The sequence below is a fragment of the Mucilaginibacter sp. L3T2-6 genome, assembly GCF_030519355.1.
GTDB lineage: Bacteria > Bacteroidota > Bacteroidia > Sphingobacteriales > Sphingobacteriaceae > Mucilaginibacter.
The window spans coordinates 52,166-75,532 of sequence record NZ_JAUMKC010000014.1; the positions used below are offsets into that span (position 1 = coordinate 52,166).

Annotated in this window: 27 protein-coding genes; 20 read left to right on the plus strand and 7 right to left on the minus strand. The window is 42.9% G+C overall.

Annotated elements, in window-relative coordinates:
• Positions 1–103: 103 nt before the first annotated feature.
• Positions 104–1,798: a hypothetical protein gene (locus Q3W13_RS15835; RefSeq protein WP_302865369.1), complete on the plus strand. Its 1,695-nt coding sequence runs from the start codon at positions 104–106 to the stop codon at positions 1,796–1,798.
• 36 nt (positions 1,799–1,834) lie between these two features.
• On the opposite strand, the gene Q3W13_RS15840 is transcribed toward Q3W13_RS15835, so the two are convergent.
• Both Q3W13_RS15840 and Q3W13_RS15845 read right to left on the minus strand, forming a co-directional pair.
• Positions 1,835–2,059, minus strand: coding sequence for a helix-turn-helix domain-containing protein (locus Q3W13_RS15840; RefSeq protein ID WP_302865370.1), 225 nt, complete (start codon positions 2,057–2,059; stop codon positions 1,835–1,837).
• 170 nt (positions 2,060–2,229) lie between these two features.
• Entirely contained in the window at positions 2,230–2,457 is a 228-nt protein-coding gene (locus Q3W13_RS15845; protein WP_302865371.1) for a helix-turn-helix domain-containing protein, read from the minus strand.
• A 309-nt stretch (positions 2,458–2,766) separates the two neighbouring features.
• On the opposite strand from Q3W13_RS15845, the gene Q3W13_RS15850 reads away from it, so the two are divergent.
• From Q3W13_RS15850 to Q3W13_RS15865, 4 genes are all read left to right on the plus strand, one after another.
• Positions 2,767–3,048 carry a hypothetical protein gene (locus Q3W13_RS15850; RefSeq protein WP_302865373.1) on the plus strand — a complete coding sequence of 94 codons (282 nt, stop codon included), beginning with the start codon at positions 2,767–2,769 and terminating at the stop codon, positions 3,046–3,048.
• Positions 3,049–3,157: 109 nt separating this feature from the next.
• On the plus strand, positions 3,158–3,742 hold the full coding sequence (locus Q3W13_RS15855) for a thioredoxin family protein (protein ID WP_302865375.1): 585 nt from the start codon (positions 3,158–3,160) through the stop codon (positions 3,740–3,742).
• Positions 3,739–6,936 carry a SusC/RagA family TonB-linked outer membrane protein gene (locus tag Q3W13_RS15860; protein WP_302865377.1) on the plus strand — a complete coding sequence of 1,066 codons (3,198 nt, stop codon included), beginning with the start codon at positions 3,739–3,741 and terminating at the stop codon, positions 6,934–6,936. The genes Q3W13_RS15855 and Q3W13_RS15860 overlap by 4 nt, the downstream gene beginning before the upstream one ends.
• Before the next feature lie 11 nt (positions 6,937–6,947).
• Positions 6,948–8,327, plus strand: coding sequence for a RagB/SusD family nutrient uptake outer membrane protein (locus tag Q3W13_RS15865; protein ID WP_302865380.1), 1,380 nt, complete (start codon positions 6,948–6,950; stop codon positions 8,325–8,327).
• 42 nt (positions 8,328–8,369) lie between these two features.
• Here Q3W13_RS15865 and Q3W13_RS15870 read toward each other — a convergent pair whose 3' ends face one another.
• The 4 genes from Q3W13_RS15870 to Q3W13_RS15885 form a co-directional block, all read right to left on the minus strand.
• A complete protein-coding gene (locus Q3W13_RS15870) occupies positions 8,370–8,693 on the minus strand; it encodes a DUF6520 family protein (protein ID WP_302865381.1) in 324 nt (107 codons plus the stop codon).
• 149 nt (positions 8,694–8,842) lie between these two features.
• Positions 8,843–9,289, minus strand: coding sequence for a MauE/DoxX family redox-associated membrane protein (locus Q3W13_RS15875; protein WP_302865383.1), 447 nt, complete (start codon positions 9,287–9,289; stop codon positions 8,843–8,845).
• A gap of 36 nt (positions 9,290–9,325) precedes the next feature.
• Complete coding sequence (locus Q3W13_RS15880) at positions 9,326–9,532, minus strand: HTH domain-containing protein (protein ID WP_302865385.1); 207 nt, start codon at positions 9,530–9,532, stop codon at positions 9,326–9,328.
• 73 nt (positions 9,533–9,605) lie between these two features.
• A complete protein-coding gene (locus tag Q3W13_RS15885; RefSeq protein WP_302865386.1) occupies positions 9,606–9,956 on the minus strand; it encodes a helix-turn-helix domain-containing protein in 351 nt (116 codons plus the stop codon).
• A 130-nt stretch (positions 9,957–10,086) separates the two neighbouring features.
• Between Q3W13_RS15885 and Q3W13_RS15890 the strand changes: the two genes are divergently transcribed.
• Positions 10,087–10,254 (plus strand): hypothetical protein, encoded by a 168-nt coding sequence (locus Q3W13_RS15890; RefSeq protein ID WP_158285249.1) that lies wholly within the window; start codon positions 10,087–10,089, stop codon positions 10,252–10,254.
• Between the two features lie 29 nt (positions 10,255–10,283).
• Here the strand turns inward: Q3W13_RS15890 and Q3W13_RS15895 are convergent, their stop codons facing one another.
• Positions 10,284–10,889: a rhomboid family intramembrane serine protease gene (locus Q3W13_RS15895; RefSeq protein ID WP_302865387.1), complete on the minus strand. Its 606-nt coding sequence runs from the start codon at positions 10,887–10,889 to the stop codon at positions 10,284–10,286.
• Positions 10,890–10,987: 98 nt separating this feature from the next.
• Here Q3W13_RS15895 and Q3W13_RS15900 point away from each other — a divergent pair, with 98 nt between their 5' ends.
• From Q3W13_RS15900 to Q3W13_RS15965, 14 genes are all read left to right on the plus strand, one after another.
• Positions 10,988–11,626, plus strand: coding sequence for a hypothetical protein (locus tag Q3W13_RS15900; RefSeq protein ID WP_302865389.1), 639 nt, complete (start codon positions 10,988–10,990; stop codon positions 11,624–11,626).
• 26 nt (positions 11,627–11,652) lie between these two features.
• Positions 11,653–13,017 (plus strand): cysteine peptidase family C39 domain-containing protein, encoded by a 1,365-nt coding sequence (locus Q3W13_RS15905; protein WP_302865390.1) that lies wholly within the window; start codon positions 11,653–11,655, stop codon positions 13,015–13,017.
• A 90-nt stretch (positions 13,018–13,107) separates the two neighbouring features.
• The gene (locus Q3W13_RS15910; RefSeq protein ID WP_302865391.1) at positions 13,108–13,944 is read left to right on the plus strand and encodes an RteC domain-containing protein; all 837 of its coding nucleotides are present in this window, start codon (positions 13,108–13,110) and stop codon (positions 13,942–13,944) included.
• A gap of 164 nt (positions 13,945–14,108) precedes the next feature.
• Positions 14,109–15,236, plus strand: coding sequence for a Fic family protein (locus Q3W13_RS15915; RefSeq protein WP_302865392.1), 1,128 nt, complete (start codon positions 14,109–14,111; stop codon positions 15,234–15,236).
• Positions 15,237–15,915: 679 nt separating this feature from the next.
• Positions 15,916–16,842 carry a toprim domain-containing protein gene (locus Q3W13_RS15920; RefSeq protein WP_302865393.1) on the plus strand — a complete coding sequence of 309 codons (927 nt, stop codon included), beginning with the start codon at positions 15,916–15,918 and terminating at the stop codon, positions 16,840–16,842.
• 147 nt (positions 16,843–16,989) lie between these two features.
• A complete protein-coding gene (gene mobC / locus Q3W13_RS15925; RefSeq protein WP_302865394.1) occupies positions 16,990–17,400 on the plus strand; it encodes a plasmid mobilization relaxosome protein MobC in 411 nt (136 codons plus the stop codon).
• Positions 17,401–17,660: 260 nt separating this feature from the next.
• Positions 17,661–18,605: a relaxase/mobilization nuclease domain-containing protein gene (locus Q3W13_RS15930; RefSeq protein ID WP_302865395.1), complete on the plus strand. Its 945-nt coding sequence runs from the start codon at positions 17,661–17,663 to the stop codon at positions 18,603–18,605.
• 17 nt (positions 18,606–18,622) lie between these two features.
• Complete coding sequence (locus Q3W13_RS15935; RefSeq protein ID WP_302865396.1) at positions 18,623–19,300, plus strand: ParA family protein; 678 nt, start codon at positions 18,623–18,625, stop codon at positions 19,298–19,300.
• Positions 19,248–19,580 carry a hypothetical protein gene (locus Q3W13_RS15940; RefSeq protein ID WP_134336407.1) on the plus strand — a complete coding sequence of 111 codons (333 nt, stop codon included), beginning with the start codon at positions 19,248–19,250 and terminating at the stop codon, positions 19,578–19,580. The genes Q3W13_RS15935 and Q3W13_RS15940 overlap by 53 nt, the downstream gene beginning before the upstream one ends.
• Positions 19,577–19,858: a hypothetical protein gene (locus Q3W13_RS15945; protein WP_302865398.1), complete on the plus strand. Its 282-nt coding sequence runs from the start codon at positions 19,577–19,579 to the stop codon at positions 19,856–19,858. Before Q3W13_RS15940 ends, Q3W13_RS15945 begins: the two co-directional genes overlap by 4 nt.
• 3 nt (positions 19,859–19,861) lie before the next feature.
• The gene (locus tag Q3W13_RS15950) at positions 19,862–20,152 is read left to right on the plus strand and encodes a DUF4134 family protein (protein WP_134336405.1); all 291 of its coding nucleotides are present in this window, start codon (positions 19,862–19,864) and stop codon (positions 20,150–20,152) included.
• A 226-nt stretch (positions 20,153–20,378) separates the two neighbouring features.
• Positions 20,379–20,684, plus strand: a complete 306-nt coding sequence (locus Q3W13_RS15955; RefSeq protein ID WP_134336404.1) for a DUF4134 domain-containing protein — start codon at positions 20,379–20,381, stop codon at positions 20,682–20,684.
• 1 nt (position 20,685) lies between these two features.
• Positions 20,686–20,973, plus strand: a complete 288-nt coding sequence (locus Q3W13_RS15960) for a plasmid transfer protein (RefSeq protein ID WP_134336403.1) — start codon at positions 20,686–20,688, stop codon at positions 20,971–20,973.
• Positions 20,951–23,365, plus strand: a complete 2,415-nt coding sequence (locus Q3W13_RS15965) for a TraG family conjugative transposon ATPase (protein ID WP_302865403.1) — start codon at positions 20,951–20,953, stop codon at positions 23,363–23,365. Before Q3W13_RS15960 ends, Q3W13_RS15965 begins: the two co-directional genes overlap by 23 nt.
• Positions 23,366–23,367: the final 2 nt, after the last annotated feature.

Genomic DNA, 23,367 nt, shown 5'->3' on the forward strand with positions numbered 1-23,367 from the left:
ACTAATTGTCGCAGATTACTTTAAATGGTTTAAATTAGAATTGTGACATTAAAAAATTAATAAGACTGAGCATCATTTATTGGCATCGTAATCTTAATAATGTATGCCTTTAACTAAGAATTTTGATAGTTCGTGTGAGCGCTTAAATGATCTTATTGATAAAGAGCGCAAAAAAGTACTGGCCGCTCTCAATCAGAGCAAATCGCCCTACAAGGACTTGATCAGCATTATCAGGCAATTTGACCTGTTTTACATTTCCGTTCAGTCGGGCGGTCAACCTGACAAAAAACAGGCAAACAAAATATTGGAGTTTTACCGATATGGATGGTCCGATTCCTTAGCTTATTATTTGCCCAAAGTAAGTTCCCTTGATTCTCCTCCTGTATTTCCATCCAACATACAAGCACAATCCTGGGCTGACAGCGTTCTTGGAGTTTCAGGAAAGATTGCAACTGCCGCCAGGCAATTAGATATTGCCAAAGCAGGACTGATTGATATCGAACAAACCGCTCAAAATACTTTCATTACAAAATTCAAGCACATAATTAAAGAAAAAGAACATTACGACAGGGAAAGTTTTGAATTCGTAAAAGGATTAGCGCTGACGATTCTCAAAGAACGACATGAAGCTCATCTGGCAAATTTTGAGGATATAAGAAAGTTACTTCCTGATATAATACAAAATCCTCTCGGGAAATTTATCGGGTATAAAGCCACGGAAGAAATTGATAACTATTACGCAGAGGCGGGTTATTTTCATGTTTTAAAAGAACAGGGCTATGAAGAATTTGGAGAAGAAGATATCTTCGGAGGAATTTCTTACAAACATTATTTAGATTGTGTACAGGATACTTCTTCAGGGACTTTGTTACATATTGATTGTTGTCATGAATTGTTGAACAAAAATCCATCGGTAAATCCTTACGACATATTCACGTACAATTGGTATTTAGATAAAAAAATTGAAGGATACGCTTCTCACTTTGGATTGCCGTTAGAAACAGCCAGTCAGATTCTGTCATGTTTTATTCTCACAGAAGAAAATTTGCCCTTTTACCAAAATTTGCGTGGTTCGCTCCCTCCTCCATTTATTCAAACGGGAAAGAATCAGTATGCAAGGAGTATTTACGGATCTCTACATGGTGCAATAGATTTTTTAAAAAGAGAACTGAAAAGAAGGTACGAAAAAGATTACTTTCTTGCTGTAAATAAAAGAGAAAAGAGATTCAGGGATAATCTATACGTTTTCTTCCCAGGTGAGCGGTTTATAAGAGTAGATAAAGAAATTATACTCAAATATGACGGTCTGCATACCGATATTGATGCTGTCGTATATGATAAAAAAACAAAGAGTTTAGGTTTATTTCAGTTGAAATGGCAGGATATGTTTTATACATCAACCACCGAAAGGTACAGTAGGATATCAAATTTATTCCCCAAAGCTACAGAGTGGATCGATAAGATGGAAAATTGGATTAATAATTTCACTCAGAAAGATGTGATTAAAAAACTAACGTTGGACAAAAATAGCGTAAATGAAATAGGTCAGGTTTTCATTTTTGTTATCGCCAGAAATCATGTTCATTTCACTGGCGTTGAACCCGACGGTAGAGCTGCATGGGCAACGATGAATCAAATACCGTTTAGTCTTTCTCGAATTAAAACTTCATTTGATGACCCCATCCGCGAATTGCATTTAAAATTAAAGATGGATTCGCCAGAAGAGCGCGTAAAAAGGGAAGGGTACCCAATGCTACAAAATTATAAGATTGAACTTGACTCTTTTTCAATTGAATAGCTTGGAGTCGCTAACGTGACTAACTCAATTTAATATTTAAAAATCCATCAATTCCTTCAACGAAATTTCCAGGCCTTTTGCGAATTCAACCATCGTTAGAATAGTCATATTGATTTCGCCCTTTTCATATTTCCTAATGTCTGCATGATCAATATCGCAGTTCTGAGCGAGTTTTCGGTAGGATAGATTCTTCTTTTTGCGTAGCTCAAGCAGGTGGGTACCAAATCTTAATAAAAATCTTTTTTGCTCTTCGCTTGCCATTCGGAGTTGTCCTGACAGCGAAAATTGGCTTTTTAGCGCTTAAAAGTGTGGGTATATATCCCTACATTTGGTCTTCTTTAACAGTAAGATGAATAGGAAACAGATTTATTATGGGATAGCATTATTGTTCCTATGGGCGTTAATTGCTTTAGCAATTCATTTCAAAATTATTAAATCTTAAAATCAAGTAACTCTTTTGCCTCTACATCTAGTCCTTTTGCAAGTTCAAAAATTGTAGATAGTTGCACATCCCATTTTGCGTTTTCGATTTTAGATATTTGGCTATAATCTAACTCACATTTAGTAGCCATATCTCTTAATGCTAAGCCGCGATCTTCCCTTAGCCTTTTAATGTGTAATCCAAATTTTTCTTTTAAATCGAATGAATCGTTTTTCAAATTGTTACCAGATTAGTACTATTTGAAGGTTATATATTTTTTCAATTAATTTGTGGCAGTATAATACCACAAATCAAAAGATTTATTATATTTGTTTTGCGATACTTCAATACAAAATATAGAAGCATTCGCTTTTGTCTCGGCTTAGAAACGTGAGAAATTTCAAACCAACGAGACGGTAAGTGATTTGCCCATGCCATAGGTGTGGGCTCGCTTATCGTTGGTGGGCTTCTCACGTGCCCTAAGTCGGTAAGTTGAGTCCACGCCTATGGTTTTTTAGGCTGGCTGGCTGACCTAATCATTCAATAAATGGAAGCGGCAACTATCAACAAAAATTTCACATCTGCTCTAACTTTAGAAGAAGCATTTGCTGCCTTTTTTAAAGCGCATTCTACTGAAGATACCCAAGTACTTTTCTGGAAGTTCTTTCAATGCTGGGTAACCAGAGACTGTAATATTAAAGCGGATCTCTCCGATGAAGAAGTCGCCCTGTTCTTCGATCAGTTAATGGACCTGGTGGCCGCGGCTTACATATTACACCAGGCGAACGGGGCTTTAGAAAACAAGCAGGAAGGAGAAGGTCATGAATAGCTATCCTGTCCAATCCTGGGCCCTGCTCATCTCTCCGGGTGAATAAGGCTTTACAGCCCGGTCGATCCAAGCGAATTAATTGTTTTCTGATTATTTAACAACAACTAAAATGAAGCTCAAAATATGCTTAATGGGATTGCTTTGCCTTTTTTTTCAGGTGAACGCCCAAACAAAACCAACAACAAAACATCTTGAAATCGGCGATAAAATGCCTGATGTTCAGATCACTAATATCATGAACAGCAAGTTTAAAACTGCAAAAATATCTGATTTCAAAGGAAAACTGATCATCCTTGACTTTTGGAATTCTTTCTGTGCCGGATGTATCGCCGGCTTTCCTAAACTAGATTCTCTTCAACGACAGTTTAAAGGTAAAATTCAGGTGCTGCTGGTAAACCCAGAAAGCGACCATGAAACAGAGCGCAGTATGAAAATAGTGATTGACCGCATGAATACCTGGTCCGACCTGCCTTTTAAATTACCGATAGTATTCCATGATAAAGCCATTTCTGAAAACTTTAGCTTTCATGGTGTGCCCTTCATGGTTTGGATCGGGCCTGACGGAACAATTGCAGCAATACCTGATAAAAGTGAGTTGACAAAAGAAAATATCGGGCAGGTTCTGACAGGTAAAAAAATAACACTTAAACGGAGCGTAGACAGGATTTTAAGTCCGGGAAAGGGGAACTTATGATACGCAAGTTTACTTTTTTATGTATTGCCCTGTCTTTTACATTTTTTATAAATGCCTTCGGCCAGGACGTGGTGAAGATTTACGGGGACGTAAAATCTAATACAAATGAGCCGATCACCGGTGTTGTTATAACACCTAAGCATGTAAGCTACCATGCCCTCACCGATACCAACGGAAGGTTTCAGGTAACGATTTTCGGTGTGGATACGGTTACGTTTACTCACGTCGGCTTTAAACCGGTAATTAAGATCATCGATGCCAAATTAGCCTCCCTGCTGCATATCACGATGGAGCCGTTGGTCAATGAATTGAAAGAAGTTGTGGTGAGCACAGGCTACCAGGATATTCCGAAAGAACGGGCAACCGGTTCGTTTTATAAATTAGATAACCATCTGCTCAATCAAAGAGTGGGTGCCGACATCCTCAGCCGCCTCGACGGGTTGACAAGCAGTTTGCAGATAGACCGACGCGATCCGAATCAGCAAACCATTCAGATACGCGGTTTAAGTACGCTCAACATTGAAGCTGCTTCGCCCCTGATCGTTCTCGATAACTTTCCGTATGCCGGAGATATCAATAACATCAATCCCAATGACATTGAAAGCATTACGGTTTTAAAGGATGCCGCAGCATCATCCATCTGGGGGGCCAGGGCCGGGAATGGCGTAATTGTGATCAATACCAAAAAGGCCAAGGCAAATCAACCGCTTCAGGTTTCCTTTAACAGCAATCTTACATTTAAAAAGAAGCCGAACCTCTTTTCAGCAAACCAGATACCGGTAAGCAGCTACATTGACCTGGAGAAAAACCTTTTTGCGCAGGGGTATTACGACAATCAATTCTCCGACTCCTCATTCCCCGCGGTTTCCCCGGTGGCCACATTGCTTAATCAGGTAAAAAGCGGTGAAATTTCTGAAGCGCAGGCGGAGCAGCAGATCAACCGGCTTCGGTCACAGGATGTCAGGAATGATTTTCAAAAATATCTTTATCGTAATTCCGTCAACCAGCAATATTATCTGAACCTGAGCGGTTCCGGATCAAATATCCGTTACCTGGTTTCAGCCGGTTATGATAAAGACAATAGTAACCTTCGCGGCAACGACAATAACCGCCTTACGCTTCGTTCTAATAACCAGATTGACCTCACGAAAAAATGGCTGCTTAATACGGACGTTATCATTACACGGACAAATTCAACCAATAACAGCCCCGGCGCTTATGGTTCTTACCGGTATAATAACAGCACAATTTCCCCATATGCCAGGCTGGTCAACAGCGACGGTTCACCTGCTGCTGTAGACTTGTATTATAGCAAGGCGTTTACGGATACGGCAGGCAATGGCAGGCTGCTCGACTGGAAATACAGGCCTTTGCAGGAACTAACCAATAATGACAACAGATCTGCAATGACCGACATTTTGCTGAATGTAGGCTCAACCTATAAGATTTTCAGCAGCCTCAAAGCGGATATTAAATACCAATACCAGCAATCCTGGTCAGCAAACAATAATTTTCAAAATATAAACAGCTATTCAACCAGGGACTATATCAACACATTTACCCAACTTACCGATAACAGCACGACCTATGCGGTGCCCAAAAACGGCATACTCAATACATTTGATCTGATCAGCAAGCAGCAGGCACTACGGGGGCAGTTAAGCTACGATCATATTTGGGGAGGCGACCATCAACTGTCCGCCATCGCAGGAGCTGAAGTAAGGGAGAGTAAAAGCAACTCGTCAACACAGATCGTTTATGGTTATGATCCGAACACCCTGACCACTACGGGTGTTGATTACGCCAATCAATATCCTACCTACGATGAAATTTTTGGTGACAGTTACATCAATAACGGTACAAAATATACCGCTTACTTAAACCGGTTCGTTTCTGTATTTGCAAATGCCACGTATACATTCAAAAATAAATACTCCCTGTCAGGATCGGCGCGAAGAGATGAATCGAATCTTTTCGGAGTACAGACCAATCAAAAAGGCGTCCCGCTCTGGTCTGTAGGTGCATTATGGAAAGTTGACCGGGAAAAGTTTTACAACGTATCGTGGCTGCCGCAATTAAGCCTACGGATCACCTACGGCGTGAGCGGAAACCTGTCACCGAATGAATCTGCTTTAACCCGGATTCAGTACCTGACAGCCGGCAGTTCACCGATCAGGCTTCCTTTTGTTAATGTTTCCGCTCCTCCCAATCCTCACCTGAGATGGGAGCAGGTTAAAACCTTTAATACAGGCCTGGACTTCAGTTTGTTTAACAACCGTATCAATGGCTCGGTCGAGTATTACACAAAAAACTCAACTGACCTCATCAACAGTGTGCTGCTTGATGCTACTGTCGGATTTGCCAGCGCGAATCAAAACTCCGCCAGTATCTTTTCGCGAGGTGCCGATGTAGTGCTAAATTCATTGAACCTCGACGGGCCTTTTAAATGGCGCTCTTCCTTACTTTTTAGTTATATTAACTTTAAAACCACTAAAAACCTGAACCCGCCGACTACCGCAGGTTTAGTAAGTGACGGGAATACCATCTTTCCGGTATTAAATGAAAATCCCTACCTCATCGTAAGTTATAAATGGGCCGGGCTTGACCCTCAAACCGGGGACCCGCAAGGCTACGTTAATGGTTTAGTCAGTAAAGATTATGCTGCCATTTCACAGAACCCATTTGACCAGCAGGTTAAAAGCGGATCAGCACTGCCAACGGTTTTCGGAACGCTGAGAAATACATTGGAATGGAAGAAGATCTCACTGGCTTTTAATCTGTCCTATCGCTTCAATTACTATTTCAGAAAGCCGACTACCAATTATTCGAGTTTGATCGGTTATGGTTCAGGGTTTTCTGACTACGACCAGCGCTGGCAAAAACCGGGCGATGAGAGCCGCACGAATGTGCCGTCCTTTATTTACCCCGGTGATGAGTTGCGGGATCAGTTTTACCACTTTGCATCCGTAAACGTGGAGAAAGCGGATAACATCAAACTCCAGGAAATTTATCTGAGTTACGATTTAACGCCAAACAATCGCTTATTCGGAATCAGATCGCTTCAATTCTACTTGTTTGCCAACCAGCTGAATCTGATCGTTTGGAAAGCAAATAAGGCCGGTATTGACCCGGATATCCTTTACAATTTCAAGCCGCCTGTTTCTTATTCAGCCGGAATAAAAGCAACCCTTTAAAACGTCAAAAAATGAAAATACATTTTTTTTATAAAATTTTTAAAGCACAGCGGTATCGAATGATACTGTTGTGCCTGATATCACTGGTCTATTTCAGTTCCTGTAAAAAATACCTCGACGCAAAACCTGACCAGTCAATTGCCACCCCATCGACTATCGAAGATCTGGAAGGAATTTTAAATGCTTACAGCACGATCAACGGCCGCTACCCATCCGCATCTGAAGTGGCAGCTGACGATTTTTATTTAACGACGGCAGACTTTAACAGCCTTATCGATCCGCAGCGCTTTTACTACAGCTGGCAGAAATCACCGAATTTCGTGGGCGATTATAAATCCCCTTATCTGGCTATCGAATATTGCAATATCATCCTGGATGAGTTGCCAAAAGTTTCCGGCGGAGATTTGCCAAAAAGGAATACAGTTGAGGGTAACGCCCTATTCGTTCGGGCTTCCTACCACTACGCTTTATCCCAGCTTTATGCCAAAGTTTACAATAAAGCTACGGCTGAGTCGGATCTGGGGATAGCGCTGAGACTGACAGCTGATGTTGCGGTTAAGCCTGTCCGTTCAACTATTTCAGCAACTTATACTTCTATCCTGAATGACCTTAAACAGGCAATTTCGCTATTGCCTTTAACACCCGATATGAAATACAGGGCCAGCAAACCTGCCGCATACGGTATGCTGGCAAGAGTGTACCTGTCCATGAGTGACTTTAAAAAAGCAGGCCTATACGCAGACTCAGCACTCGCCGCGTACAATAAGCTGATGGATTATAATACGGTGAATTCTGCATCGGCCATACCGTTTCAGCAATTTAATGATGAGGTGATTTATGATGCAAAAGCCGCAGGGCCGCAGGCACTTACACAGTCAAAGGCCCGTGTGGATACTTTGTTATATAAATCCTTCGGCACCAATGACCTGCGCAAAAGCGTTCTGTTCAAGGTTAATACGAATGGCAGCATCGCATTTAAAGGTAATTATACCGGTGTAGCAGGTTCAAGCTTGTTCACGGGGATTGCTACCAACGAGTTATATCTGATCAAAGCTGAAGCTGCTGTTCGAAACGGAGACAGCCGGACGGCACTGACAGCACTAAATACTTTACTGGTAACGAGATGGAAAACCGGAACTTTTGTGCCCTATGCCATCAGCGATCAGAAACAATTGCTCGGCGCTGTATTATTAGAAAGAAGAAAAGATCTGCTTTTTCGGTCGCTTCGGTGGACTGACCTGAGAAGATTGAACCTGGAACCGGATCAGGCGAAGACATTAATAAGAAATTTGGATGGTGCAACCTATAAGCTGGAACCTAACGGGCTTAGGTATGTTTTCCAGATAGATCAGGATGCTGTCAACATCAGCGGTTTGCAGCAAAATCCATAAAATAAAGCAGGGGGCAGTCGCCCCCTGCTTTATTTCGTCATTTTATGGCTCCATACTAATTGCACCGTCAGCAGGTGCGTGATTTTGCTGTGAAAGCCAAAGGTTTGACTTTTCAGCGTTGAATTCCGAAGTTGCCGGGTTCGAACCGATGTTCTTGGCCGTACTTAAGGTTACACCGCAAACGTTCACTACATCATTACATGGGTTACTTGCCTGCGCAACATAGTTACTGATATTCTGGATATCAGTTTGTGAGCGGGTCGCTCCCTGGTAGCGGAAAAATGTACTGGTAGCTTTCTTTGCTGTAAAAGCGCTTGTACCGAACGCCATAGCAATGGCGATAACAGGAATGATTATTTTTTTCATCTTGTGTACTGCTTTATTAGATCAAAAAGCAATCGAAAAACTTTGAGTTTATATTGTAGCAATTATTGCCTACTCTATTTCCAGGTTTTTGGCTCCCCCCTGTTGGCCTCTATAATCTCCCTTATAAAAGCGCAGTGTGCAATTGTTTTTTATGTGTTACGATACTCCTTTCTTTTAATAATGGTTATGATTGATACGCCGGTAAGGGTTAAGAAAAAAAGAATGAACCAAAAATGGAAAGTCCAACCCATCTGCCCGATCAATCCCCCGCAAGAGCAGGGAACGTGCCCGAAAAACTTTAAGATGATCAATAGTATATAAATGGTGAATGCGGTAAAAAGAATTGCGGATATATAAAGCCCCGTTAATTTTCCTTTTTCTGTAAGCAGCAACACCCCGGTCAGAATTTCCATCGGTGGCAAACCATATATCAATAGGTTTTGAAGCCCTTCCCCGAAAGGCTGCTTCTTCATAGCATCTTTGAAATGAGAAAAATCAACCAGCTTACTCACTGCGGCATATAACCAAAGGATAGAGATCATGATTACAATAATCTCTATGGTTTTTCTTAAAGCGATTTCTTTATTCTGAAGCATGGAATAAAGGTATATTGGGCATAATGACAGAAAATGTCACTGTGATTCTTTTATGAAATATTTTTTTTGAAGACGGTCGTACGAGATCGGATGACCCTGTTCGCGAAGATGTGCGATCATGCGTTTTACTGTGCGTACGCTGCAACCGAAACGGTCGGCCGTAACCTCAAGCGACCTGAACCTTTTTTTTTCGATCTGCTCTAAAATATATTGTAGCCGCTGCTCATAAGTGCGAAAATCCATTATCTCATTCTTGGGTTTAACAGAATGAAATTGACCTTTTTATGATACGGAAGCTATAAGCTGAACTTATAAATTATTCGTTTTGCAGCTTTTCAATGTCACTGTTATGGACATTAATATGTTCAGGAAGGTTCGCCTTTTTGTTTCTGATACCCGACATCCATAACTGCCTGATCTTTCTGATGGTGATCATGAAATGATGATAATTGATATAGGTGCCAAACCTGGGTTTCGGCAATAAAATAAACGGTGATATTTCAAGGATTTCCGCGATCTCGTAAATTCTCCTGACAGTCAGTTCCGTTTCATCTCGTTCCAGGTTGGAGTATGCTGCCTGTGATATATCCAGCATAAAGGCCATATATTGCTGACTATAATTCTTTATTAACCGCTGTATCCTAATTTTCTCTCCGATTGAATTCATATGCAGATTCGATGAACTTTCCTATAAGCTAAGGTAATAAAATACAAGTTAAGACTTTAGCTTAACATTCCCTTAATATACACTTTCGTGTAATTCATAATACTGTGAAGAAATATTTAATGATTTTGACATGAAAGATTTATCAGATGAAGTTGCCTCAGATCTTAAAGCCGGGGCCAGCCAATGTGCTTATAACATCGCTGTATCCGCATCCGTTGGCGGATTGTTTGGCGGAGTCGGTGCCGCTGTTGGAGCGGTAGCTGCAGCAACCGGCCCGTCCTGCCTCGGCTGGTGGTAATGAAGGTGCCGGGCCCTCCCGGCATCTTTCTATTTTATAAGCAATGCAGAGATAATCCCACCAAGCGCACCATAAAAATGTACTTCATTATTCACCAGCGGATTTTTTGACCTTAGTTGGTAGCCTATCAAAAACAGGATGTAGATCAGTGCCGTGTACAAATTAACAATTCCGCCAGCGACAGGCACGTAAAAAGCAATGTGGTAGGGCTGCAGGATCATAAAAGCCATCATACATCCTAAAATACTGCCCGAAGCACCTGCACTTGAGAAAGCAAAATCATTCCGGTACTTCAAGAAGGTCAACACATTCCCAAAAAGGCAGCTGGTTAGGTAAATGACCAGGAACCAGACACTTCCAAAACTTTTCACAGTCCTGAGATATTCTTCCAGTTGTGACCCCACTGCAAACAAGGCAAAAGCATTAATCAAAAGGTGCATCAGATCATTATGAATGGCATCTGAAGTGAAAAGCCTGTAATATTCTTTCTCTTTTTTGATAGAGACAGGGTGCATGATCCCCGATAAAAACAGCCGTTGCTTTTTAAGTGCAAGCAAACTACCGATAATAATTATCCCCAATAGTGACAGGCAAACAGGTGTCTCCTGCGGATTAAATCTGTTGGAAGCTGTCATAGCAATATATTTTGCAATTACTTTAACTAATAATTTACAATCCATTCTAATAGGTAGTAGCCCCGAGCCGACAGAAATTTACCAAAAAATCTATCGACATGAAAATTTGGAAAAACTACCTGCTTAATCTTGCTGTCCTCGGCCTGTTGTCCTGCGTTCTTGTTTTCCTAACCGACAAGTATATTTTAACAAGTGATTTTTTTACCCGTAACGGTCAGTATTTGTCAGGGATACCGGAACAGGAATCAAGAGTGTATGACATGATTCAGAAATGGATCTACCTCTCAGCAGTTACTTACCTGTTATCCAGAATCTTGATTGTTACACTTATCCTTTATACGGCACTTTACCTTTCCGAGGTTTCGGTTTCGTTTAAAAATGTGTTTGGTACAGTTATTCTCGCAGAATATATTTTCCTGATACCTGCCGTTATCAAATTTTCTCATTTCTACCTGGCCGGGTCAGCCTTTACGCTGCAAGACTGGCACCTTTATTACCCGTTGTCGACAATGCAGCTGGTGGGTTCTGCACCGGCGGATTGGCACTATAGTTTACAAACCCTGAACCTGTTTGAAGTGCTGTACTGGTTTCTGCTCGCAGCCGGAATTCGCCGGATTGCCGGCCTGAACTATGATGAAAGCCTGAAAGTAGTCGTTAAATCCTACCTGCCAGCATTGCTGATCTGGGTCTCCTTGTTTACGTTTTTGACAATAATTTATTTTCCCGCTACCTCCTGAATAGATAATCATTTAAAGGCAAAAAAATGAAGAACCTGGGTTTTTATCAAAGCACTTTTGTCCGGCAGACAAATGCGAATAATTGCGGTTTGGCCTGTATCTGTATGTTACTGCGATATTCCGGACGAGATAAACAGGCAGATGAACTGGCCCAACGGATGGACAGCTATGAATCCGAGCTGTCGCTGCTGGACCTGAAAAACACTGTTAAAGGTTTCGGTTGGAGTGCCCGGTGTGTCGAAATGGATTTGGATACGCTGAGAGACCTAAAACGTCCGTTCATTATGCATACCGTCAATGAAGACGGAAGATTTCACTTTCTGACATTATTTGTCGTAAAAAAAATGGCAGAAGAGTTTTTCTATGTAGTAGGCGACCCGTCCTACGGAATTAAAATAATGAATGAAACTGATTTGCGCCATGCCTGGGTTTCCTCATCAGGATTATATATTGAAAACGTGACTTTAAAAAAACGGGGAAGCGACCTGCTGCACTGGAAGAATGCGCTTGAATGGCGCTTAATTCCGAAACCGCTCTGGTACAGCGTTCCGTTCATTAACTTGATGAGTTTCCTTTTCGGAATCATGCTTTCTGCATTCTTGCAGCAACTGTTAACCAGCCAGGCAAACATCAGGAGCCTGAAGTTACGAATCGCTGTTTTAATATTGCTTTTGATCATTATGATATGCAAAAGTCTTTTTACCTATCTGAAGCAGCGGCTGATGATCAGCATCAATAAGATGGTGAGTGTATGGCTGGCAACCAGATTTGCGGACAACATCGCGACCGCTGTACCTGATAAATTACAGCATGAACCTGCTTTAAGAAAAAAACTTATCGATATCGCGAAATTCCAATTATCCGTAAATGCCCTGATCTCGGTCATTTTTTCAGATGGCCTGGTTTTACTTACACTGCTTGGTTCACTTTTAGCTCTTGATTTATATGCTGCCCTAATCAATCTTTGCTATATCGCTGTAACCCTATCATACGTTGTCATCAAGATGCCGGATCATTTTTTTTCATCGATGTACCTGAATGACCTTTATCATCAGTCAGAAAAGATCCTTATGAAAAGGAGTTTCTTACCCGGTACACACGAAACATCCAACGTTGAAGACAATTTCAAAGCCTTTTATCAGCATTATATTCAAAAGGCCGGAAACATGGCCACAACATTCAGCGCCTCTCTTTTTAGAAACGAAGCTTCCGGGGCGATTACTGTTATTCTAATGCTCGGTTTTGAAATGGCGATGGGCGTTGAATCTGCTGCCTTTCTTATCGCTGTTACGGTATTAAGCTATCTGATCACCATTTTCCTTCAGCGGGTCAACAGTGCTTTTCCCGTTGTCTATGAAGGTGTTCAGGCAGCAAGAGCCTTAAATCTTTAAGCAGTAAAAGTCACTGATCACCTGGCTTAAATAGCCGGGATGGATTCTTATTGTCAAATTTTTAATTCTAATAACATCTAACTACTACCTATGAAAACTGAATTTAAGAAAATCAAAACGGAACTGGAAGAAACGCTGCTTTCTGACCCTGATGTGGCCAGTTCGGCTGAAACAATCAAGCAAGCTGCCACGCTAATCGAAGATGCACTTTCTTCGATCAGGATTGACGTTGTTAAAAACGGCTTTGAAGATGAACCCGATGAAATAGCCTTTTTCAAATCATACAAGCCGGAATTGTTGTCTTTGAAAATAGAGCTGATATACCGGTATAACCTGAAACTCAATGAACCTGTCGGTACACGCGAAACGGTTATAAAATACTATGAAGCGGAAATTAAAAGCATTCAGAGTTTCTTCCGGATGAATTCCTTTCATTATCAGTACTTTAAAAACAATCTTACCCACATGGATGCGGTCTATTTCGTAAGAAACGCCGGGCCGCTCGCATTGCCGACAGATGATATCAACGACGTAGATCCGAAGTTCAGCACCCCGATGAGCCTGTTATTTGCAAAATTTAAAGGCTACGAATCCGTTCAGCAGTTCAGCCTGCAACAAATTTCATCTACAGGCAATTCCAGTAGCGGCTCAGAACCGAAAGAGGCAAAAGAAAACATGAGATGGACAGGCGATTCTATTAATATTGTTGAATTGGCCTACGGGGTTTGGCTGACGGGGCAGCTCAATAACGGTAATGCCAGCCTTAACCAGATCGTTAAATGGCTGGAGGTTAACCTACACGTAAATATTGGCGTTGTGCAGCGAAGGTTCATCGAAATTGAAAGACGGAAAAGGCTTAGCCCTACCAAATACATTGATCAGATGCGGGACACTATTCGCCAGAAAATCGATAGGGGCAATTCCTGATGCTAATGGATTTATTTTATTCGCGATTTACCGTATTAAACCCCGTAAACGGTATTTATTGGAAAACTTACCGTTTATGGGTTCGTGATTGTCTCATTTTACCGTCCAAATTTAAGCAAACGGTAATTATTCGCTTTTTTACCGTTTAAGAGCTATCTTTGAATATGCCGCCAACTTATAAAATAAACCCGGACAGGACAAAGCCATGGAATGATATTCCTGAATTACCCATAGCTGAAGAACTTTATAAAAACACGGCGGTGCTGGAACAACTTGTTACTGCGCGGGCTGCATTGGCAAGGTTGCAGGGAAGAAGTATAGCCATACCTAACCAGGGCCTGCTCATCAACACCATCAGTTTACAGGAAGCAAAAGCCTCCAGTGCTATTGAAAATATCTTTACCACGGATGATGAACTTTATAAAGCCTTCAGTGACCAGAAATATCAGTTAGCGCAAGGTCCATCAAAAGAAGTGTTAAGATACAGGGAGGCCTTATGGGCCGGATTTGATTATTTACAATCAGCGCCGGGATTTGACCAGAAGTACTTCATCGATATGTACCAGGAAATTAATCAGGCGAGCGATGGCATGAGGCCTGCTTTTTTACAAACCGTCATACTAAAAGGCGGCAGCAGCGTGAATGCGGGGCAGGTTGTTTACACTCCGCCAAGAGGAAACCAGGTACTGGAAAAGAAATTACAGAACCTGATCGACTTTATCAATAACGAAGTAGATTATCAAATCGACCCGCTGATTAAAATGGCTATTGGCCATTTCCAGTTTGAAGCCATCCACCCTTTCCGGGATGGGAACGGCAGGACAGGAAGGATATTTAACATCCATTATCTAACAAAATCAGGGCTTTTGGATTTTCCGATCCTGTTTTTAAGCCGTTATATCATCGATCACAAAGATGACTACTACAGCCTGCTCTCCGGAGTATCACAACGGGGCGACTGGCAAAGCTGGATCTTATATATGCTGAAAGCTGTTGAGAGCACTTCAAATATTACCTATTCAAAAATCAATCAAATATTAGCCGTAAAAGAAGCTATACTGGACGAGGTGGTTAAGCATAAAGACATCCGAAGGCCCGAGCAATTGATCCAGCTGATTTTTACCCAGCCTTTTACTAAAGTTAAGCACCTTGAAGATGCCGGGCTTTACGCTGAAAAAACGGCAAGGAATTATTTGAACAAATTAAGCGATATGGGTATCCTGGAACGCCGGACAATTGAAGGCGGACATTATTACCTGAACCTCGAACTCTACCGGATCTTATCCGAGTAAACTAGCAAAGGCTTCTTCCTTCCCGATCAAATTTAACGGCTATTTAAAGTAGCCGTACACGGCTGTATTGTGTTCGATTTATTTTCTAAGCACCATCATTTTTAAAATGTTTCTGCGAATTTATTTTTCGGTAGTACCGAAAAGCTTGTCAATTCTCCTTCCCCGATAGCTTCACCTTTGACCTCAGTGAAGCTGCAATAAGCTTTGATGCTTTTAAAAAAGCATTGTTCAGGACGTTTATAACGCCTTCACAATCAGCTTAACAATAAGTAATCAGCTTATCAAACACCCTCGCAAATGCGGTAACAATATTCTCCGCCAGCCTTGGGAAAGTTTCATTAAACAAACTAAAAACCGGGTACGTGAAACTTCAGGTTTCTGTCGCCTGAAAAAGGATTGCCTTCGGGCCGTCCATTGCTCTTTGACATACGGGGACAAAGCATTATTCCGCAACAACGGAAAATATTGCGAAGCTGAGATCATATCAATATAGCGAAAACGCATAGGCAGGCGAGAGCCCGGCATGTAGATGCCGACGTGAGTAGTCCCGAAATAATATAACCGGCAGAAGTGGATTATACGGGTTCGTTACCCGCTGCCGGTTCATTTGTCCGAGGTCTGCATTTTACTCAGCCAGGCAAAATCCAACAGTATTTTATTAAAATTAATCATCACCGTTATGTCTACACTTTTAAACGCCAGGGAACTGAAAGAGCAGGCTTCCATCGTAGACCTGCTTGCCCGTCTCGGGTACCAGCCGGTTAAAAAGTCCGGTAAAGAACACTTTTACCTGAGTATGCTCCGGGATTCAGATACCCAACCCTCCATGAGTGTCAATGACCAGTTAGGCGTCTGGTTCGATCATGGCAGCGGCAAAGGCGGCAATATCATCGACTTTGGTTTGGCCTATTGGCCGGGTTCGACTTTTAATGAAGTAGTCGGAAAAATACAAAGTGCCGCTGAACCCCATCTGTTACAAAGGACGCTGCGGCCCCGACGGCCTGTTAAGGTCAGGAATTACGCCATAGAAGAAATTAAAGACCTCGGTACACATCCCGCTATTACCAATTATCTGAAGAACCGGGGCGTATTCGATGTCGCCAAAACGCACCTGAGCGAGATCTATTATGTTGTTGAAGATGATAAGGGCCTCCGCAAACTATTCTTTGCAGCCGGTTGGAGAAATGAAACCGGCAGCTGGGAGGTGCGGAATAAATATTTCAAGGGTTGCCTTGGTAATAAAGCGATCACCTTTATACCGGGTGATTTGAAAAGGGCCGCTGTTTTTGAAGGCTTCCTGGATTGCCTGAGTTGGCTGAAGGAGAACGAAAATACAGGCGAAAGTTTAATTGTGCTCAACACGCTTACCTTGATCCATGAAGGTATCGCCAGGGCTAAACAATTCTCCTCCATCGATATTTATTTCGACCATGACCCCGCCGGTCACCATGCAACCAAAGACTTCCTTACAGCACTGCCCTATGCCACGGATAGGTCGGCTATTTACAAAGGGTACAATGATTATAATGATAAACTGGTAGCTCATATGAACAGGCCACCCTTAAATGATCCTTTTGAAAGAAAGCCAAAGGGTTTTTCCTATTAACTGGTTTTTCAACATTAAAGACTTTCCTCAAAGCGGTTTTTCCTATGCAAAAACCGCTTTGATTTTGTTAGGGCAAGATGTCTTTTTGTCTTACAAAAAGATCTTGCCCTCCGGGGATTGTCAAAAATTCGCAACTCATTTTTTCTGATGGATAACCTTAAAAATAAAGGCGGAAGGCCCCGTTTAGCATCGGGTAAACGCAGCGTAAAGATAGTAAGCCGTTTTACGGATAATGAATATAAACAGATCCTTGCGCTGGAACAGGAGCTTGGCATCAACCGGTCACAGATTATCAGAACCCGTGTGCTGCATAACGCGGAAATGATCGTCGTTAACTCAAAGGAACTTATCGGACATCTGGACAGCATCGGTGCAGAGATGGGCCGGGCCGGTAACAATATCAACCAACTCGCCCGGCACGCCAATGTGATTAAATTAAAAGGTGACCTGCCGCCTGCTATTGCGGAGAAATTCAATAGTCTGCTGGAAAGCTACGTTGGGATGCAGGGTGTTTTGGAAATGTCACTACGCAAGATCATTAGAATGATGGCTAAATGATATAAAGCTGCAAAGGTCTGCGGATACCCGATTATAGAGCTATCAAGTTATATCGTGATACGGTTACATAATTGCATCGGTATAAAGATATACGGAGATCAGGATATACCGCTATACAACTATATGGTTAGCCGGTTATAAGGCTATCGGGATACAGGGTTACACCGGCATAGCGGTCCGGCGGTATATCGTTACGCAGTTAGCATGCTTCATAGCTACAGCGCTGCACCGTAATAAGGATACAGTGATACACAGATATTATGCTCGTCAAAATATTTAAAGCCCAAAAAGCATTCAGCGGGGTTAAGTATAACACCGGCAAGATTGACCGTAACAAAGGGGAATTGATGAAAGTGGCCAATTTCGGGCCGCTGCAAACATTCGGGCATCTGAAACCCCAGGACTACATCAATTATCTCGGCGTACTCGCCGCGCTCAATAAAAATGTCAGACTGCCGCAGTTTCATGCGGTCATATCGGCAAAAGGAAAATCATATGATAAGATCACCTTAACCGCCATCGCTGAAGCCTGGCTGAAAGAAATGGGCTATGGCGATCAGCCTTATCTGGTCGTATTTCACAAGGATACCGCCAATAACCACGTACACATGGTATCTGCAAGGGTAGACCGCATGGGTAATAAGATCAATAGCGCTTACGAGTACCTGAGGGCACAGAAAAGCATCAATAAAGTGCTCGGCTACGATTTTGCCATGGAATATCGCTTCAGTACCAGGGCGCAGTTCATGATGGTGCTGGAAAGCAAAGGCTATCCGGGTACCGATCCTGATGAAGCAAAAATACAGGAAAAGATCAGCCGTTATGTTCCGGACAAAAAACGAACTGCCGCGTTATCGCAATTGTTCCGGCAATATAAAAACCAGCCCGGTTTTCGCGATCTCATGAAAGAGAAATACGGTATCGACCTGATTTTTCATCAGGCTCCGGGCAAGCAGCCCTATGGCTATTCGATCATTGACCACTACGAAAAGCAGGTATTCAAAGGCAGTGAAGTAATGGCGTTAAAGGAGCTGATCAGCTCTTTTGAAACTGACCCGGTGGAAATTGCTGTTGAAAACACATCCGATGAATATACCCCATCGGTTCAGATCAGGTCCATAGCTATAGCAGATGATGTGGATGACCAGCAGATTCATGGCATGAGACGCAGACGCCAGAAGAAGGCACGAACAAATACCCGTTAAGCAACCAATTCAATTTTATGATCATAATTATAGGAAACCAAAAAGGCGGTGCCGGGAAAAGCACGCTCACTTTGTTGCTGGCTAATTACCTGACCCAGGCAAAAAGCTGCCCCGTTACCGTAATCGACATGGATTACCAGCAATCCATCATTCAAAAATTTGACAAAGCAAAAATACTGGAGAATGAAGAGCCGTATGAAGTGATCCCGGCTAACCTGGAAAGTTACCCGGCACTCCGCAACCTGCTGGACAGAAACGCGAAAGATATCATCCTGATAGACCTCCCCGGTAAATTGGATGATGACGGCCTGATACCTGTGTTTACATCGGCGGACCTCGTCATATGTCCATTTGCTTATGATGAGTTTAGCTTTGAATCCACGGTGTTGTTTACCGTCGTCCTACGAAAGATCAACCCGAAAATGCCGATGGTTTTTGTGCCGAACCGTGTAAAAGCAAATGCACGCTATGAAATTATGCTGGAAGTTAATGAACAGCTTTCTAAGTTCGGAAAGATCACCGCAGTACTGCCCGACAGGGTAGATTTTCAACGGGTGAATACTTTCCTGACACCGCTTAATTTATCCCCTGTAATTATCCCCGTTTTTGAACAAATCTATGCTGATCATTTATATGGAAAACATGAAATCACTGGCCGATCAGATTCGGGAGCAACTGGTGAAACCAACCGGTAAAAAAGAAAAATCCGATAAGGACAGACCTGGCAAAAAGGCAAAACACAAGGAGATCGAATCGGCGATTTTAGCTGCCATTCTTAATTACGACAACACGGGTAATAAAAGCATGGTTCATGTACGCTTTGACGAAAAAACGGTGCGCACGATGAACCAGTTTAAAATGGCCACGAATGTTGATGTTACCAAACTGGTATCATTTGCCGTTCAGCATCTTTTTGACACCTGCCCTGAACTTAAATTAACCATTAAACAATTTATACAAAACACAGAATTATGAGCTGGATCAAATTCACCTTATGGCTGAGCGGCATTTACTTTACGTATTATGCCGCTCTTATTTTTTGGGATTTCTTTCGGGGCGGCAGGCCTCCCGCCACCGAAGGATCGCATGAACTCTCCTTCACTGAACATATTGAACCGGTGAGGGCCGCGCCGGAAGCTACGGCTGAAATTTACGGATCATCTGTAATTTCCTCCGGCGGGGTGAGCCTTAAACAGTTATTTAACCTGGCGCGGGAAGAAGCCATAGAGTTTACCCGTCCCGTAAGTTTCTGAACGATGAAAAAGCTATTGACTGTTTGCTGCTGCCTGCTGACATTGGGCGCAAGCGCGCAGCCTGGCATTTCTGAAATGCAGCAGGCACAGCAGCAGCTTTCTTCCGACTTTTTTTCCGCGTTTGATTTTTCTCTGGTTATTGCCGGTATTCTTGGAATTATCGGTGCCGGAAGAATTTATCATAACCTGCAGATGGGAAAAAAGGAATTTACAACAGAAGTCGCGGCATGGTTTTACGCGGCTATATTTATGGTACTTGCAGGTGCATTCCTCAGGGCGTTGTTCGGGATCTGAACGCCTTTTCAATTTAACAAACTGCCTCCCGGTAGTTTCTAAAAGATCTCTTTCTTACTATTATCCCTTTAATCTTACTCAACTCTTGTCGCATTTCATGCGGCCGGGTTATCCGCTGAGCGTATTTATTAAGGCGTTGTTCGTGATCTGAACGCCTGTTTTGCATACACGGCCGCTTCTCCGGCGGCTTTAAAAGATCTCCGTCAGTATTCTCATTTCCCAATTAATGTTTAACAAAACAAAACAACTATGGGCGTCAGCGATCCTGCTGGCCCTTTCTGTTCCGGCATTCGCGCAAAGCGGCGTCAATGGCCTGAACACGGCAACCTCCACATTGAAAACCTATGTAGCACCGGTAACCAACATCACCCTGGTGATCGGTGGCATAGTAGGTATTGTAGGCGCGATCCGAGTCTATTCCAAATGGAACAGCGGAGATCAGGACATCAACAAGGAATTGATGGGCTGGGGCGGTTCCTGCGTATTCCTCGTGGTATCCGCACTGGTGATCAAAGCCTTCTTCGGCTTGTAATATGGCCAGGAAATTCGCTGTTTATAAGGGGCTGCAGAAGCCCCTTATTTTCAAAGGCTTTAAAGGAAAGTTTATTTACTGGGGGCTGGGCTTCCTGCTTTCCGGCCTTGTTTTCGGCGCTTTAACCATGTCGCTGGTCAATATGTGGCTGGGCGCGATGGTGCTCATTGGCTGTATCGTCGGCGGCCTGCTCTTTACCGCAGCCAAACAAAAAGGCGGACTGCATACCAAAAGCCGCGATTCTCAAATCTTTATCCTTAATCATTATGGCCGCAAAAACACTATTTAATATCCCGTATGCCGGCGTGGATAAGAGCGGTGCGTATGACCTCCTCATCGGTATGAACGGCGAATGTTCCGTCATTATCAGGGTGATCAACCCGGTCATACGCTATGCCGCCTACCCCGCCGGGTTTGATGAATTTCACAGTTCGCTCATCAACGTCGTTAAAGTATTAGGAGATGGACACATCCTGCAGAAGCATGACATTATCAGTCGTTCCAAATGGCAAGGGAAACTCTCCGGTGAATATTTGCAGCAAAAATACAATGCGCACTTTGAAGGCAGGGAATGCCTGAAAACAGATACCTATCTCACCATTACCCGGCAGGTAAAAAAGGGGGCTTTCTATGTGTATGATGCCAAAGCATTGCGTGATTTCCGGCAGCTCATCAGCAAAGTGATTGATATTCTTCCTGGTCCTAATGTGCTCGACGAAAGCAGCATCAACCTCCTGATATTGCAAATGCTCAGCATGGATTTTAAAAGCAGGTATATTAGCCTGAACAACCTTTCCCCGTCTGACACCGAAATTAAAACAGGTAATAAATCTGTTCGCAGCATCAGCCTGGTCAATATAGACAGCATCGATCTGCCGCCGGAAGTAGGGACACATATTGAAATGAATGAAAAGGAGACCACACGAGGGTTTCCGGTGGATTTTCTTTCCTTCCTGTTCAGGGTTCCCGGCTGCGATGTGATCATCTTTAACCAGGTCATTGAAATTCCCAACCAGGCCATGACTTTGCGCAAACTGGAGCAGAAGAAAAAAAGGCATTCCGGTATTCCTGACCCTGCTAACCAGATCTGTGTGGAAGATATCGATCAGCTGCTGGTCGATGTTGCCAGGGAAAATCAATTACTGGTCAATTGTCACTTTAATATCCTGGTGGCTGCTCCGGAAAACAGCTTGGAAAAAGCGGCGAACTTTATTGAAAGCTCTCTTTTTCAATTGGGGATCATCCCAAGTAAGAATGCCTATAACCAGCTGGAACTTTTTAGGAGCGCCTTACCGGGAAATGCGGTGGAACTTAAACCTTACGATTGGTTCCTGACCACTTGTGATGCTGCTGCCTGTTTCTTTTTTAAAGAATCCCTGCCCGTTGATGAGCCTTCCGATTTTCTGATCAGGTTTACCGACCGCCAGGGCATCCCCATCGGGATGGATCCCGCCGATCTGCCGATGCGTACCGGACGTATCAATAACCGCAACAAGTTCGTACTCGGGCCAAGCGGTTCCGGTAAAAGCTTTTTTATGAATGCGCTGATTGAGCAGTATATGCTTTATAACATGGATATGGTCATTGTCGATACAGGCCATTCTTACTCGGGACTATGTGCCTATTACAAGGGAAAATATATTACGTATACCGATAAATCCCCCATCACCATGAATCCTTTCCGGATCAGTGAAGAGGAATATAATATCGAAAAAAAGGACTTTCTGTGTACCCTCATCGGCGTTGCCTGGAAAGGGGCAGAAGGTACTTTCAGCCCTGTCGAACGGGATGTGGTAGCCAATGTCATCTCTGCTTATTACAGCAGGTTCTTCGCGGATAAAGGCGAATTAAAATTTGACACTTTCTATGAATTCGCGCTGGTTAAAATACCCGAGATCAAAAGAGAGGAAAAGATCATGTTTGATTTTGATGAGTTCCGATATGTGCTGAAGAAGTTTTATAAAGGTGGCGAATTCGCACCTATCCTGAATAAGGAGGCCGACAAATCTTTATTTACCGAACGTTTCATTGTGTTTGAAATCGATTCGATCAAGGAGCATAAAATCCTCTTTCCCATCGTGACCCTGATCATCATGGATGTTTTCATTCAAAAGATGCGCTACCGTTCCGACCGCCGCAAAACACTGGTTGTAGAAGAAGCCTGGAAGGCCATCGCCAGTCCGCTCATGGCAGGATACCTGCTCTATTTGTATAAGACAGTCCGCAAGTTTTGGGGCGAGGCCATCGTAGTTACCCAGGAGCTCGGCGACATCATCGGTAATGCCGTAGTAAAAGACAGTATCATCAATAATTCCGATACCATCTGCCTCCTTGACCAGACCAAATTCAAGGATAACTACAATGAAATTGCCGCCTTGCTTTCAATCAGCGAAACAGAAAGGCGTAAAATTTTCACCATTAACCAACTGGATAACACCGAAGGCAGGGGCCGCTTTAAAGAAGTTTATATCCGGCGTGGTGCTGTGGGCGAGGTCTATGGTGTAGAGGTAGCCTTACAGCAATACCTTGCCTACACTACTGAAAAGCCTGAAAAGTCCGCGATAGAATCGTATACCGGGAAATACGGCTCTTATCCTGAAGGCCTCGATGCTTTTGTTGCCGATTTTATCAGCAGCAAACTTTCACTTTCTCAATTTATCAGTAAAGTCAATCAACATTAACA